This window comes from Treponema denticola, from assembly GCF_024181605.1.
GTDB lineage: Bacteria > Spirochaetota > Spirochaetia > Treponematales > Treponemataceae > Treponema_B > Treponema_B denticola_B.
The window spans coordinates 1,956,728-1,970,424 of the sequence record NZ_CP054477.1 but is presented as its reverse complement, the minus strand read 5'-3'; the positions used below and the strand labels follow the sequence as shown (position 1 = coordinate 1,970,424).

The 13,697-nt window shown below is 34.7% G+C and carries 13 protein-coding genes; 8 read left to right on the top strand and 5 right to left on the bottom strand.

Features of this window, described 5'->3' with window-relative positions; genetic code table 11:
• Positions 1-70 precede the first annotated feature (70 nt).
• From E4N80_RS09265 to E4N80_RS09230, 8 genes are all read left to right on the top strand, one after another.
• Entirely contained in the window at positions 71-259 is a 189-nt protein-coding gene (locus E4N80_RS09265) for a hypothetical protein (RefSeq protein ID WP_253698962.1), read from the top strand.
• A gap of 221 nt (positions 260-480) precedes the next feature.
• Positions 481-1,086 carry a hypothetical protein gene (locus E4N80_RS09260; RefSeq protein WP_253698961.1) on the top strand — a complete coding sequence of 202 codons (606 nt, stop codon included), beginning with the start codon at positions 481-483 and terminating at the stop codon, positions 1,084-1,086.
• Positions 1,087-1,509: 423 nt separating this feature from the next.
• Positions 1,510-1,713 (top strand): hypothetical protein, encoded by a 204-nt coding sequence (locus tag E4N80_RS09255; RefSeq protein ID WP_253698960.1) that lies wholly within the window; start codon positions 1,510-1,512, stop codon positions 1,711-1,713.
• A gap of 57 nt (positions 1,714-1,770) precedes the next feature.
• On the top strand, positions 1,771-3,033 hold the full coding sequence (locus E4N80_RS09250; RefSeq protein WP_253698959.1) for a S41 family peptidase: 1,263 nt from the start codon (positions 1,771-1,773) through the stop codon (positions 3,031-3,033).
• Positions 3,034-3,146: 113 nt separating this feature from the next.
• Complete coding sequence (locus E4N80_RS09245; protein ID WP_253698958.1) at positions 3,147-4,322, top strand: DegT/DnrJ/EryC1/StrS family aminotransferase; 1,176 nt, start codon at positions 3,147-3,149, stop codon at positions 4,320-4,322.
• 3 nt (positions 4,323-4,325) lie between these two features.
• On the top strand, positions 4,326-6,413 hold the full coding sequence (locus E4N80_RS09240; RefSeq protein WP_253698957.1) for a xanthine dehydrogenase family protein molybdopterin-binding subunit: 2,088 nt from the start codon (positions 4,326-4,328) through the stop codon (positions 6,411-6,413).
• Positions 6,403-6,882 (top strand): (2Fe-2S)-binding protein, encoded by a 480-nt coding sequence (locus tag E4N80_RS09235; RefSeq protein ID WP_253698956.1) that lies wholly within the window; start codon positions 6,403-6,405, stop codon positions 6,880-6,882. The genes E4N80_RS09240 and E4N80_RS09235 overlap by 11 nt, the downstream gene beginning before the upstream one ends.
• Positions 6,883-6,887: 5 nt before the next feature.
• A complete protein-coding gene (locus E4N80_RS09230; RefSeq protein WP_253698955.1) occupies positions 6,888-7,733 on the top strand; it encodes an FAD binding domain-containing protein in 846 nt (281 codons plus the stop codon).
• A 6-nt stretch (positions 7,734-7,739) separates the two neighbouring features.
• Here E4N80_RS09230 and holA read toward each other — a convergent pair whose 3' ends face one another.
• The 5 genes from holA to E4N80_RS09205 all read right to left on the bottom strand — a co-directional run bounded on the left by holA (position 7,740) and on the right by E4N80_RS09205 (position 13,696).
• Positions 7,740-8,756, bottom strand: a complete 1,017-nt coding sequence (gene holA, locus E4N80_RS09225) for a DNA polymerase III subunit delta (RefSeq protein ID WP_253698954.1) — start codon at positions 8,754-8,756, stop codon at positions 7,740-7,742.
• A 71-nt stretch (positions 8,757-8,827) separates the two neighbouring features.
• A complete protein-coding gene (locus tag E4N80_RS09220) occupies positions 8,828-10,219 on the bottom strand; it encodes an LPP20 family lipoprotein (RefSeq protein ID WP_253698953.1) in 1,392 nt (463 codons plus the stop codon).
• A 104-nt stretch (positions 10,220-10,323) separates the two neighbouring features.
• A complete protein-coding gene (locus E4N80_RS09215; protein ID WP_253698952.1) occupies positions 10,324-10,980 on the bottom strand; it encodes a hypothetical protein in 657 nt (218 codons plus the stop codon).
• Between the two features lie 60 nt (positions 10,981-11,040).
• The gene (locus tag E4N80_RS09210) at positions 11,041-12,363 is read right to left on the bottom strand and encodes an aldehyde dehydrogenase family protein (RefSeq protein WP_253698951.1); all 1,323 of its coding nucleotides are present in this window, start codon (positions 12,361-12,363) and stop codon (positions 11,041-11,043) included.
• 16 nt (positions 12,364-12,379) lie between these two features.
• A complete protein-coding gene (locus E4N80_RS09205) occupies positions 12,380-13,696 on the bottom strand; it encodes a hypothetical protein (RefSeq protein WP_253698950.1) in 1,317 nt (438 codons plus the stop codon).
• Between the last annotated feature and the right edge of the window lies 1 nt (position 13,697).

Genomic DNA, 13,697 nt, shown 5'->3' with positions numbered 1-13,697 from the left:
CTTGACAAATAAATATTTTTTGCTTAACATAATATACAAATAGTGTTATAACGTATTTTGAGGAGAGATCATGAAAAAATATTTTTTATATCTAAAAAAAGGCTTAAAATGGTCGATACCAACGCTTGTTCTAATTCCGTTCATACATTATTTATTTGTAAATTCTTGGTATGACTGGAAGTGGTTTGCTCTTGCAATTCCCATATTTATACTACTCGGCGGTCCGTTGTATGTAGCTGCAAGAGAAAGACGGTTTTAGTTTTTCTGCAAGTGGAACGTCTGCAGATATCAATTATAAAACTGGAAATACAACTTTATCTTCAGGCATAATTTTTTCTAGTGGAAAAGGAAATGGTTGGGATTTAGAATTTGGAAACGGCTCATTTGTTAAAGTTTCAGGCGGAGGAGGTTCTTTTTCAGTTCATTCTATTAGATTTTCTATAGGTTTTAGTTACTAAACTATTAAATTAAGGAAAGAAAATGAAAGTTGTTCAATCTAAAAAAATTATCACAAAAAAAATATTTGCTATGAGTGTATTGATTCATATTTTTTGCTTTGCTGATTTGCTTTTTGCTTTCGATTTTGCTCCCTCGTGGGATTTTGGACACATCAACATTGCAGGAAGTTTTTCAAAAGATTCACAAATCCTATATGGTTCTGGAACTTTATTTGATATAAACCTATCAGATGCTGATACAGGGGTAGCATTTTCTTTCTCGCCTTTAGAAATAGAATCAAATCAGCAATTAGGGAAAACCGATCTGTTTTTTATAAATGCTGAATTTTCATATAACACATTTAATAATCTATATAAAATATTTCGCTTAGCAGTATTTGCTAGAATAAATTGGCTTACAGAATCTAATACTTATAAATATAGATTTATGTCCGGTCTTGAATTTTCAATAATGGCGGAAATGTCTCCATTTTGCGATTGGAAATTTCCACTTATTTTTAAGGCTTTTTCAGCTAAGACAGGTTTCAGATTAGACTATCCGGCTAAACCCTCTTTTTTTTGTAGTGCAGGAATAACACTTTCACTCCCCTTTTATGGATTAAGTCAAAGAGCTAATAAAAATTACTAATACTAATATAGGAGAAAATTAAAATGAAAAATATATCATAGTTATTTGCATCTTTTTTGAAATGTTAATACTAAATAAAGATGGAGTTATAACAAATCTTAGTTTATTGGAATACACTGTAACCCCTTCTCGACAAAGACTTTTAAAATTGAAAAAATTTAAAGACCTGATTTTTGAAATATTTTAAAAAATACTTGACATATTGCAAAACTATGGTACACTTAAAGTAAGGTCTTTTTAAAAGACTAAAAATATTTGAGTTTAGGTTTAGCGTCCTAAACAAAAGAGTCGTTTTTATTAAAGATTTATTCGTGCGGAGGGTTTAATACCCCGACGCTTTGCGTCATAACAAAGGGTATTAAAGCCGACTGCAATTACCTTATGAGAGCAACATGCCCCGATGCTCTGCGTCGGGGTTGTTGATTGAACAATGGGTTTCAGCCTGTAACTGAAACAGAAATAGTAATGATTGAGGGCGGGAGTCCTACACCTCCGGGAGTTGAACCCGGTCCTGCTCCTGACGATGCAGGACAATATCCTATAATGGGATATCCGAAGCGTCCCGGCCATCCTAAGAAAGGCGGCGGAGGTCGTGATACTAATAATGGAAATGCCGGTAACTGCTAATTAAAATTTTTATGCTTGGGGTTATATATTCTTACCTCAAGCATTAAGGATGTGAATATGAAAATAACTTTTAATAAAAAATTCATTATTAAGTTTTTACTATATTCTTGTTTAGCAGCTTTTTTTATTTCGGCTATAATATTATCGAAGAAAAAAGAAGAACCGAAACGGTTTATTTCTTTTGAAAAAATGAAGACTGATTATGAATATTTTTGGGATTTTATTTATATAGGTTATCCTTTTACTGAAGTGTGTGAAAGACAGGGTGTCGATTTAAAATACTTAAAAGAAACTTCCTTTTCTAATTTAGAAAAGGTTTATACCGAAAAAGATTATTACGAGTTTTATAACCTGCTTTGCAGAGCTATTACATCAGATAAATATTTTGGACATTTATACCCTAATAATGTATCTTATTCTACATATTTTGACGGCAATTTTTCATCAAAACTTTTTGATGAGTACCGTTCTTTGGTACATAATTTTTATTCTAATTTTGCAAAACAATCCGGATTAAATCTTAGACATTCTGTGTATCCTGCAAAAGATTCTCCGACTGAAATTTATGTTTCACAAAAAATACTTGAAGATAAAAAAATAGCTTATATAAAGATAAACTCTTTTCTAATTAAAGGTATTGGACAAAAATTACAATATATAAAAGACATAGATAAATTTTTTCTCGAAACATCCGGTTATAAACATATAATAATAGATATAAGGGATAATGGCGGTGGAGCTTATGAAGATGCTCTACTTCTTATAGAACCACATTTAAAAGAAAATACTTATTATAAGCGTTATGTGTTATATAATGAAAACAAATACACAAAACCTTACTTGGATTTTATGTGTTCACGCCATCAGAGTATTGAGTCTATAGAAAAATCAAATATACCTAATATTCAAAATTGCGGAACTATTAAAAATGATAAAGCTTACGCAATAACCGAATATGCTGCTTTAAGACCGATTATGGGATATAAACTTCGTAAAGATAAAAAGTTCTGGCTTCTTATAAATAACGGATGTTATTCTGCAAGTGATAAATTAGCAAGTGCTTGTAAAAGAATAGGTTTTGCTGTGTTGGTAGGAGAGAATACAGGTGGGGCAGGAATGAATGGGCTTTACCCCATGCACTTCGTTTTACCCAATAGCGGATTAATATTCTTTTTTGATTATGTTTACGGACTAAACACTGAAGGTTATTGCCAAGATGAAGTAGGCACCGCTCCCGATATTTATAATCTCCCCGGAAAAGATGCCTTAGAGACATGTTTGGAAGAGATACGAAAATTAGGGGAGAGGACAAACTTTTGATGGAGCAAAAGTTTGTACCGTTTAATTTAACTACGAAAATCCGTCTTATTGCATAATTCTTAAAATTTTAGTATACTTTGCTGTTGATTTTATGCGGCAAAGGACTAAGATGTATGCAAGATGTTCAGGCTAAAAAAACAATTCCTTTTTTTACTCCTTCCTTTTCTGAAGAAGAAGAAAAAGCCTTGATGAGGGTGCTCCGCTCAGGGTGGCTTACTACGGGGAAGGAAACCCTTGAGTTTGAAAAAGAATTTGCTTCCTTTACGGGAAGTAAGACAGCCCTTGCCGTCAACTCGGCTTCAAGCGGGCTCATGCTTGCAATGGATGCTTGCGGTATAAAGAGCGGAACTAAAATCTTGACAAGTCCCTATACCTTTATTTCTACGGCAACCTCTGCCCTGCACTTAGGCGGCGATGTGGTTTATGCCGATATCGAAAAAGATTCTTACAGTATAGACCTTGAAAAAATCGAAACTATATTAAAAAAAGATAAGGGTGTACGGGCTATTGTTCCGATTCATATTGCGGGAAATGTTTGTAATATGAAGGCGATAAATGACCTTGCAAAAAAATATTCCGTTGCCGTGATAGAAGATGCGGCTCATGCCTTTCCTTCAAAAACGGAAGAAGGTTATGCCGGAACTCTCGGTACCTGCGGTGTTTTTTCCTTTTATGCGACAAAGACGATTACGACAGGCGAGGGCGGAATGATTTGTACCAACGATGAGAAAATTGCAGAGCGTATAAAACTTATGCGTTCTCACGGTATAAACCGCACAATCTGGGACAGGTACACCGACACAAAGGCTTCATGGAAGTACGACGTTACGGCTGAGGGCTGGAAGTGTAACCTGCCCGATATTCTTTCTGCAATAGGAAGGGTGCAGCTTAAAAAGGCTCAAACTTTTTTTGAGCAGCGTAAAAAAATTGCAGAAAAATATAATACCGCATTTGCAGGTGATGATTCTTTTATTCTTCCTCCCGATGGAGAAGGGAATGCTTGGCATCTTTATATTTTACGGTTGAATCTTGAAGCTTTAAAAATAGGAAGAGATGAGTTTGGTCAAGCCTTACAAGAAAGAGGCTTGGGTATTTCGATGCACTTTATACCTCATTTTGAAATGTCTTATATAAAAGAAAGATACGGTTTAAATAGTTCCGATTTTCCGGAATCGAATAAAAAATATTTGCAAAGTTTAAGTTTGCCCTTCTATCCTTCAATGAGCGAAGGCGATGCAGATTATGTTATTGAAACGGTAATTAAACTTGCAAAATTGAATAGGCGTTAATTTATGGATAAAACTTTTGTTTCAGATTTGGAATTTGAAAATCAGGAATGGGCACGCCTCATTCGTTGTAATGATGCAGGTGCCAATATTATAGACATAGAAATTCCTGATTTGCCTGAAGGTTTTTCTTTTTTTTCTGCAAAGGATATTGTGGGGAAAAATTCAATCAGCTTTTTAAAAACAGAAATCCCTGTTTTTGCCGATGAAAAAATAGAATATGCCGGTCAAGCTGTAGGAATTTTGACAGGCCCCGATAAAAAAAAGCTTTTAGAGCTTTCAAATCTTTTTCAGATCAAAACACAATATCTTTCACGCCCTAAGGCTCAATTTACTTTTGAAGAAGAAGAAAAAAATTATTTTGACTATCCTATAGTTTCTAGGGAAAGTCTAAGTTCGGGAAATGCTGAAGAGGTTTTTGAAAAAAGTTCACAAGTAGTTTATTCTACTTTTTCTTTTAAGCAAAGATATCATTATCATGCGGAAACAGCCTGCGTTAAAACAAACTGGGTTGATGACAGGCTTGAAATTCATCTTGCAACTCAATGGCCTTATCAGGTTTTAACTTCCGTTTGTAATGTTTTAGATGTACCTAAAGAAAAGATAAATGTAGTTTCACATGCAGAAGCCGAGTCTCTTGACGGAAGAATTTGGTTTCCTGCTTTACTTGCTGCACAAGTTTCTATAGCATCTTTTTTAACAAAAAAAAATATAGTAATTGAATTTTCACGGCAAGAAGATTTTTTATATACTGTAAAGACTCCCATTGTTATGATTCAGCATAAAACTTCCGTTTCCGAATTGGGAAAAATTACAGCTATGGATGTTTCGATAATTGTGGATTCAGGTTCATTTAATCCTTTTATAACTCAAATGCTTAAGCAAATGGCCGTAACTGCTGCCGGTATTTATCATGTGCCTGTTTATATGATTAGTGCTGTTGCAATAAAGACTGAAAAAGGTTTGACTGGGTTATTTTCAGGCTGGGGTGATTCTTATGTAAGCTCTGCATTAGAAAAACATATCAGTGAGATAGTAGAGCAGCTGGATTTATGTCCGATTCAATTTAGACTTCAAAATAATTTGAAAGTAGGTCAAAAAACAATTACGGGAATAAAAAAAGAAGAAGATTTTGTTTTTGAAAATATTTTAAAGGCTGTTTGTAACACCAGTGATTTTTATAGAAAATTTTATGCTTATAGATTGATGAATAAGGGCCGTAAAGACCGTTATGATGGAAATTGGAGGGGCATAGGAGTTGCCGTAGGCTGCCAATATAACGGTTTACATATTCTTGTAAAATCGGGAATGAATTATAGTGCAGAAATAACTTTAACAAAAGACGATAAGGTGTTGGTCAAGGCAGACCCCACCTCGGAGGGCTTAAAGCGTATTTTAAAAAAACAGATTGCAAAAGAATTGGAAGTTGAAGACAGCCAAATTGTTTTTTTAGGAGCTTCAACCGATGAAATGATTCCTACAGGAGCTGCAACTGCCTCTTGCGGTATCAGTATCTTGTCCGACCTTATTGAAAAATGTTGTACAGGAATAAAAAACCAAAGGTTTAGAAAACCTCTTCCAATTACCGTAAGCAAAACCTACAAGCTGCCCCGCTCTAAAGATTGGGATAACGAAACTTTAACTGGTAATCCTTTTATTTCGGAAACTCCGGGGGCTTGTGTTATTGAGCTTGAACTTGATCCTAGTACCTATCAAATTATTGTAAGAGGTATTTGGTTTGCATGTGATCCCGGAAAAATATATTCAAAAAAAATGGTACATAGAAATATTCATAAAACAATTGCAAATGCAGTTTCAAATATTTCCGTAGAAGACATTAGAGAAAATAATTTACTTCCTTCCAATTATAAAATAATTGCAACAGGAGCGATTCCTCCTATAAGAGATTTTATTTTAGACAGCGAATTAAAAACTCGAGGTTTGGGAGAGTTAGCCGAGAGCCTTGTCCCTGCAGCGTATATTTCTGCACTGAATCAAATTATGATTAACCACAAGCGAATCGATTTTTTACCTGTTTTTACCGAAGATATTTTTAATGCCGTTACAAAAAGTGAGGCTGTAGATGAAGATTAATTTTAATTTAAATAAAACCGCAGTTCAGATTGATGCTCCTGCAAATGAAAGACTTTTATCGGTTCTAAGACGAGAGTTTAATCTTTTAAGCTTAAAAAGTTCATGCTTAAGCGGTCAGTGCGGAGCCTGTACCGTTTTAATGGACGATAAACCCGTACCAGCATGTTTTATTCCCATTTTTAATGTTGAAGGAAAAAACATAATAACCTTGGAATATTTTAAAACAACAGAAGAATATAAAATAATTGCGACAGGCTTTGATCAAGCCGGTGTTGAAATGTGCGGCTTTTGCGATGCAGGAAAAATATTTTTTACATACGCAATTTTAAATTCCAATATAGATATTGATGCTCCTGATGCCGAAGACAGTATAAGAAAATATTATTCGAGTACAATGTGCCGGTGTACAAGCTTTGAAGATTTATTTTCGGCTATTGAAAAAATAAATAAAAATCAACGGAGAAAATAGAACTTATGACTGAATTAACTAAAAATAGCATTGTTTATAGAGTCCGTCATATGCAGGAAATGCAGACCATCTTAAAAAATATTTCAAATATAAAACCTATTGCCGGTGCAACAGGTTTTTTAAACCATCAGACCGATGAGATGATCTATTTACCGGAACACATTTTGGATTTAAATTTTTTACCTGAATTAAAAGTTATTTCAAAAACCGAGCGCTATTTCGAATTCGGTGCTGCCGTTACATTAAATGAGATATTGGATTTGGGTAAAAAAAATATTCCGCCTTCCTTATATTATGCTGTAGAAAAAATAGCGAACAATGCCATACGTTCTCTTGCAACGATAGGCGGCAACATAGCAACGGCGAATCCGCTTTCAGGAACTTTTTTGCCGATGCTCGCTCTTGATGCAAAGTTGGAAATTAGAACAGCCGAAAATATTGAATGGGTGCCGTTTGCAAGATACATTGATAAAAGCTATGCCGAAAAGAGAGAAGAAAAATATATTATCAGCCGAATTAGAATTCCCAATGAAACATGGACAAAGAGTTTTTATACAAGAATTGGTACTTCGGGATATATAGGTAGTGATACGGCTTCATTTTTATTTTTAATTCTCATTCAAAAAAATATATTATCCGATATGAGGTTGTTTTTTGCATCTGATAAACTTATAAGAAATAAGGAATTCGATAACTTGCTTTTAGGAAGATCTTTGCCTCTTTCTCAATCTGAAGTTCCTGTGATTATGCAAAAAGCAAAACAGATTTTTACTCCTGAACAATTTTCTTCGGAGTTTCACAATTCTTGTTTTTATAATTTACTTGAGGATAATTTATACAATCTGACTTAAAGCGTTTTAAATATTATCTGCGGTATATTTCTCTATTTTATTTCCGGATTTGCAAGCTATTTCATATAAGCACATATCCATAACTATGTTTTGAAGACTTGTGCCTAAAGACCGTAACTCTAAATCCGTTTCCGATAAAAGAGCGATTATTTTTACGCACTGAACCTCATTCCAAAGTTTTGCAGCTCTTTTGTATTGTGCTAATGCGGTTTTTCCCGAAAACCCGAAACGCTTCAAAGCAAAATCATCCAAGTATTCATTATCTCTATGTATTTTGTGCCAGTCTTGTAAGCGTCTAAAACAATAGCTTAATCCTGCAATAATTTGAACCGGCGAAGAATTTTTTGAAAGTATTATCTTTTGGCTTATGGACAAGGCTGTTTCAAGGTTTCCCATTGTTAAGGCATTAAAAAGGCTGAAAGGAGTTTCTTCTTTATTGTGTGCAAAAAGTTTTTCGATATTCTCTTGATCGATATGTGAACCTTTTTGAAAATAGAGCACCAAATGAGAGCAGGCCGTTTTTAAAGCATCGGTATTGCTTTCAACTAATTCCAAAAGCTCATCAACGGCTTCATCTTCAATTTCAATGCCTTCTCTAAAAAGAAATGAACGCACCCATTCTTGTTTTTTATTTTCAAAAAGCTCCCAAAATATTTTTTGCTGAGTTTTAGGAACGGTATCGCTTATTTTTTTTGCAATTGACGTTTCATCTGAAATTAAAATTAAAAAAGAATCGCTTGTGTTTTCTTTTTTTGAAACCGATTGAATCCAGTCTGTAAGTAAATCGATGTCCTCTTTCTTTTTTATAAGCTCTGCAGATTTTAATATAATGAGTTTTGCAGAAGAAAAAAGAGATGCATTTTGCAGGAGAGAAATTATATCTCCCATGCCGGTATCTCCTGCATAGACAGTATGCGTTTCAATATCACCGTATTGTTTTGAAAGAGTTTTTAATACCGTATCAACAGCTGCATTTCTTTCTCCGATTTCAGGCCCCATAAAAAGCCAAACAGGATTTGCCAATTATTTCTCCTTAAAAAACATGTTTATAAATATCAGTATACAATAAATATGGAACTTTGTCAGCTGCTCTATTATTCGTCGATGATTCCGTTAAAAACTAAGGCTATTACTTTTGCTATAGCAACTGAGGCCGATCTATGGGCTTCTTTTTCGGTAAAACCGGCTCCTCTTTTGCTTATATTTTTTTTATAAAGAATTTCTTGTGTGTTCGGATTTTTTATTTCTATATCTGCATTAAGCCGCACTAAAAATCCGTCGGCAGCTTTTGAGACTTCATCTGTTTCTATCCTTGCATAAATAAAAAAATCTGCAGCCGGATTTTCGTTTTTTGCGGATATGGTTTTAAAATTCATATCTTTTAAAATATCCAAAATTTTTTCTTCAATGATTGAGTTTTTACTGTCAGCCTGTTCAATAAAAAGTGAAACTGTCCCTTTTTGTTCTTTTTTTATTTTATTTTCCGGCTTTTTAAATTCAAAATTTATTATTTGCTTAAAAACTATTTGCTGAAGCTCCTTAACGGCTTCTTGATATTCATCAAAATCTTTAGAGCCGAGTATTTGCTTGATTTCGGAAATATCCAACTCTATTCTTATGCGGGCTTTGGGTTCAATTTTTTCATCATGTAAAATAAAATTTGCGGTTCCGTTTTGATCCGTTTCAATGCCTTCAATTATGATGGTGGTACTATTCTTTACCTTTGTTTTGTAGCTGACTAATAAGGGAACTCTCTCCTCAAAGGTTCCTATATTGATAGGAATTAAAAAATCGTTTGATGTATTTTCAAGGTTGTCTTTTTGCAAATTAAGCTTAATCTTTTTTAAACTTTCTTTTGCATTTGAAATATTTTGCCTAAATTTTATATCCCCGTTTTCTATGCCGGAGCTTAATGCGGCAGAGGCGGCCTTAGTGTAATAAAGGGCAGCAGAATAATATTTTTTACTTGCAACAAATTCATCTGCCTTTTTTTGGGGCTCACTTACCGATAAAATTTTTTCTTCTGCAATTTTTAATAAGCGGTTTCTTTCTTTACGGAGCTCATTTTTATCGTATTCAGCCAAAAGATAGACGGTAAGGCTGTCTTTGTTTTTTTTGGTATAGCGGTTTTTGATTTTTAATTTTTTTATATTAGCAGCCGAAGACTGAGAAATTTCCGATTTTAATATTTTTTCAAGGTTTTCTACGGAGCCTAAAGCGGTTGTTGTCGTTTCGGTTTTTATTGAAACTCCTAAATACCGTATGATTTCGTTTATAAGATTATTTTTTGCGTCCGCCTCTGCAAGAGTAAAATTTTTATTTGTTCCTGAGGCCGTAAAGTATTCGTAATCTGCATCGCCGGCCGGCACCTTTTCTATCCAAGCAGGCAGCTCTTCCTCAGGTTTATTTTTATAACTTGCACATGAGAATAAGGTTAAAGTTAAAATCAGTAAAAGTATTTTTTTTAATAGTTCTTTTTTCAGCATAGTCTTTGTTTTTTATTATAGATGATTTTTAAGCGATAAACGGAAGAAAGAAAATTTTATAGCTTTTACTAAAGACCTTTCTTTCTTCCGTAGGTTAAAAAGATTTACAGACCTTCTGAAAGAGCTTCCTTTACTCTTTGACGGACAGCCTTTTCTTCTTCGCTCTTGGGTTTATCTTCATCTGCTCCGCTGATTGCATTCTGAATGAGCTTATCCAATGTTTTTTTGGAGATGCTGTATAAGACTATATATGTATAGTCATCTCCATCAGGATTTCCATCGGCATCAAAGTATCTCATCTGAACCCAATAATCGGTTTCTTTTTTAAAGCCGGAAAGTTTTGTGGAGGTAATTGTTTTGACTATATCTTCAAGATAGCCTTCAATCTTATCCTTATCGCCTGCAGCGGCAGCAGCTGCCTTGCTTTCTACTCTTACCTTAACCATTCTGGCCATTTCGGAAGGGACCGAAAAATCTCTTGTCCATAGTTCGGCTCCTTCCAGGCTCTTTGATCTGGGCGATTCAAATTTAAAAAGATAAACATCCTTACCCTTATAGTCAGCCGTTTTTTCGATGACATTGGGTTCTTCTGCGACCCAGCCGGGAACAGGCTTATCCCATTTAAGGTTTTTGTGATCGAGCATTTCCGGTTTTTTAATCTTGCTCGATACGGTTCCAAGCGGTTTTAATTTGTTTGCACAGCCTGCTAAGGCTATAACTGCAAATCCTGCAAGGAACATAATCTTAATTGCTTTTTTCATATCTTGCCTCCTAAAATAATGCAAATATATTTTTAAAATTAGGCGTAATCTACGTCCAATTTAAAAGCCCGATTTAAATGTTAAGGTCTTGCCTCTTAGCATTACCAATTTTATGTTTTCAAAACCCGGAACGGAATCTGCAGTATCATAGATGACAGCTTCAAGGTCATCAATAGTTCCGAAAAATGAAACTGCATATTTTGTTTGTGCCGAGGATTGATATAAGGTTTTTATATCGTTTACATTTCCGTTTAAAGCTTTTCTAAAACGTGCCATGCTCTTGCTGTCAGGTGTTTCGTTTATGATAATTTCATAACGTATTCCGCGGGAATAGGCTTTAGCTAAAAGAATCTTTGCCTGATCTACAGCCATGGGCAGAGCCTTGTTTACTGCGGATTGAATTGCATTTGATTGAGCATCATAGCTGCTTACTCGGCTAAAAGTTTTTTGGCTTGTGTACGGAACAGAACCGAGTAACTCTCCTGTAGACGGATTGAATATCTTTAAGGTTATCTTTGCCGAACCGTAATAGCCGCTTGTTTCATAACCGCCTTCGGTTACCGCATCAATTTCCATATATACATCGGCATTTAACTTTTGGGCTATCAACTGAATAGCCGACATTCCTTCATCGGTGCTTTCTTGGTAAATGAGGGCATTATCTTTTTTTAGCTTTTCGACCTCTTTTGAGTCTATTGCTCTATATCCCTGTTTTAAAAGAAAGGCATTTCCTGTTTCTACTGCGGCTTTAAGTAAAAATCTATCGGCATCCGATTCTTCGGCATCAAAAACCATGTAGGTCATGTTTTCGATATAATTATTTAAAAATTGAAGATTTTTTTTGCCTTCGGCAGAAGCTTGGGCTTCTTTTAAAATAAGATCTGCATCCTTAGGTTTTTGTGCGGCATTAAAACTTTCTTGAGTCTTGCCGTTTCCGAAAACTATATCATCCATTGAAGCTCCGCTTGAGGGACTACCGGAGCTTATACCTGCCGATGAAAGAGCTGCTGAAACCTCATTCATTTTTACGGGGATTTTAATTTTAATTATGTATACTTCTCCGTTTTTGGATTTTTGCAGTACGTCCATTTTTTCGTTTACTACATATTTATTCGGATATTCGGTATCGTATATGATACTTTTAATTTTTTGGTAATTAGACTGCTCAGTTTGAAGGCCTATAATGTCGATAACTCCTTGCCTTATCGCTCCCACTTTTGCATTATTTATAGCCCGTAAAAGGGAAGAATCCTCTCCCATTGAAGTATACTCTTTTGTTTCCTTATAAGCAGGCTTCTTTACGTCTAAGGCATCTTCAATACTTGCACATGAAAAAAAGAAAATAGGTGCGGTTAAAAACAAAAAAAGTAAAATCTTTTTCATCATAAATCTCCTAAAGTTATAATTTAATTGTAAAGCCGATTCCGGCGGTAAATCTTAAGATTCCTCCTATCCCGTTATAAAAGGTTGCTCCCGTTTTTACGCCTACGTCGCCTCCTATTTTAAAATTCTTTGTTACAAGAAAACTTGTATGTACAAAGGCTTTAAGTCCGACTCCTGCAGGAATCGGAATAGTTTTTTTGGAATCCGTTACAATCATTGTATAATAAAATTGAATTGTAGGCAAGATTTGTAAACGCCTAAGATATGTATTTCCTATTTCAGCACCCCCGAATATGGTTATAGGCGCTCCTATAGAAAGAATTTTAGGACTTTGAGAGTCAAATGTCATCTCGGCTCCGAAGCTGGGTCTAAAGCGGTAAAAGCCTCTCGTTCCCGAAAGATTAATGCCGAAGGTTCCTCCTCCGTCATATAAACCTCTTTCGGTAAAGAACAAGCCGAATTCTCCCAGAGCGTAAACCCTGTATTCAAAGGGTCCGTGAGGAACTTCTTTAATCGCATCCCCTAAATTTAAGGGCTTTTTTGAAAAAAGGATTAAGCCTTTAGAAAAGTCATTTTCGGTTTTTGTAACAACAATTAAGCCAAGCTCTTTTTTGCCGTCCTCGCTCAAAACAACATATTCGTCTCCAAGTTTGACACCCATTTTTTTTCCGAGTTCAAAGTGAACGGTTCCTTTTTCTGCCTTGATTATTCCTGTTTTTATGGTAAACGCTTCTATCTTACGCAGCTCAAGATCCAATTTTTTCGATAGACTTTTAAGTGCCGTGTTGTATGCTTTCTCATAGGTTTTGTCAATAGAGCTTATTTTTATATCAATTTTTTCTCTTAAATCTTCTTTTGAAGAATATATGTAGAATTCCAAAGCAATTTCTACCCTATATCCGTCCGTTTCTCCCAAAAACAAATCATCATATCGTTCCATCGAAATTGAATAATCTTTAATTATAGGCATCACCACATAATAAGAATTGACCGTTTTTTCCCAGTCTTCTTTTGTAAAGGCTTCTAAGCCCATTAAAACGGATTCGGGCAGTTCCGTGTTTTCTTCTCGCGAGCGGTTTATAAGCTCAATAAATATGTCTACATCTGTTGAGGCAAGTCTGTATTCCAAGCCTATTATATTAAAACGTTCAAGGTTAAAAAAAACATTCATAATAGCTTCATCAATCATCTCAATGAAATCGTTTGAAATATGCCGGCCGTAATAGGATGTTGCAAAGACGGCAATATCCTTTTTTTCGCTGACTTTTTGAGCATAAAAAGGCCTTGAGAAAAAAAATACGATTAAAATGACAAAAAAAAGTTTTTTATTCATT

What these genes read in the sequence shown, in the direction of transcription:
- E4N80_RS09265 (WP_253698962.1), top strand. Translation starts at nt 71, where the DNA reads ATGAAAAAATATTTTTTATATCTAAAAAAAGGCTTAAAATGGTCGATA.
- E4N80_RS09260 (WP_253698961.1), top strand. Translation starts at nt 481, where the DNA reads ATGAAAGTTGTTCAATCTAAAAAAATTATCACAAAAAAAATATTTGCT.
- E4N80_RS09250 (WP_253698959.1), top strand. Translation starts at nt 1,771, where the DNA reads ATGAAAATAACTTTTAATAAAAAATTCATTATTAAGTTTTTACTATAT.
- E4N80_RS09245 (WP_253698958.1), top strand. Translation starts at nt 3,147, where the DNA reads ATGCAAGATGTTCAGGCTAAAAAAACAATTCCTTTTTTTACTCCTTCC.
- E4N80_RS09240 (WP_253698957.1), top strand. Translation starts at nt 4,326, where the DNA reads ATGGATAAAACTTTTGTTTCAGATTTGGAATTTGAAAATCAGGAATGG.
- E4N80_RS09235 (WP_253698956.1), top strand. Translation starts at nt 6,403, where the DNA reads ATGAAGATTAATTTTAATTTAAATAAAACCGCAGTTCAGATTGATGCT.
- E4N80_RS09230 (WP_253698955.1), top strand. Translation starts at nt 6,888, where the DNA reads ATGACTGAATTAACTAAAAATAGCATTGTTTATAGAGTCCGTCATATG.
- E4N80_RS09220 (WP_253698953.1), bottom strand. Translation starts at nt 10,219, where the DNA reads ATGCTGAAAAAAGAACTATTAAAAAAAATACTTTTACTGATTTTAACT.
- E4N80_RS09215 (WP_253698952.1), bottom strand. Translation starts at nt 10,980, where the DNA reads ATGAAAAAAGCAATTAAGATTATGTTCCTTGCAGGATTTGCAGTTATA.
- E4N80_RS09210 (WP_253698951.1), bottom strand. Translation starts at nt 12,363, where the DNA reads ATGAAAAAGATTTTACTTTTTTTGTTTTTAACCGCACCTATTTTCTTT.
- E4N80_RS09205 (WP_253698950.1), bottom strand. Translation starts at nt 13,696, where the DNA reads ATGAATAAAAAACTTTTTTTTGTCATTTTAATCGTATTTTTTTTCTCA.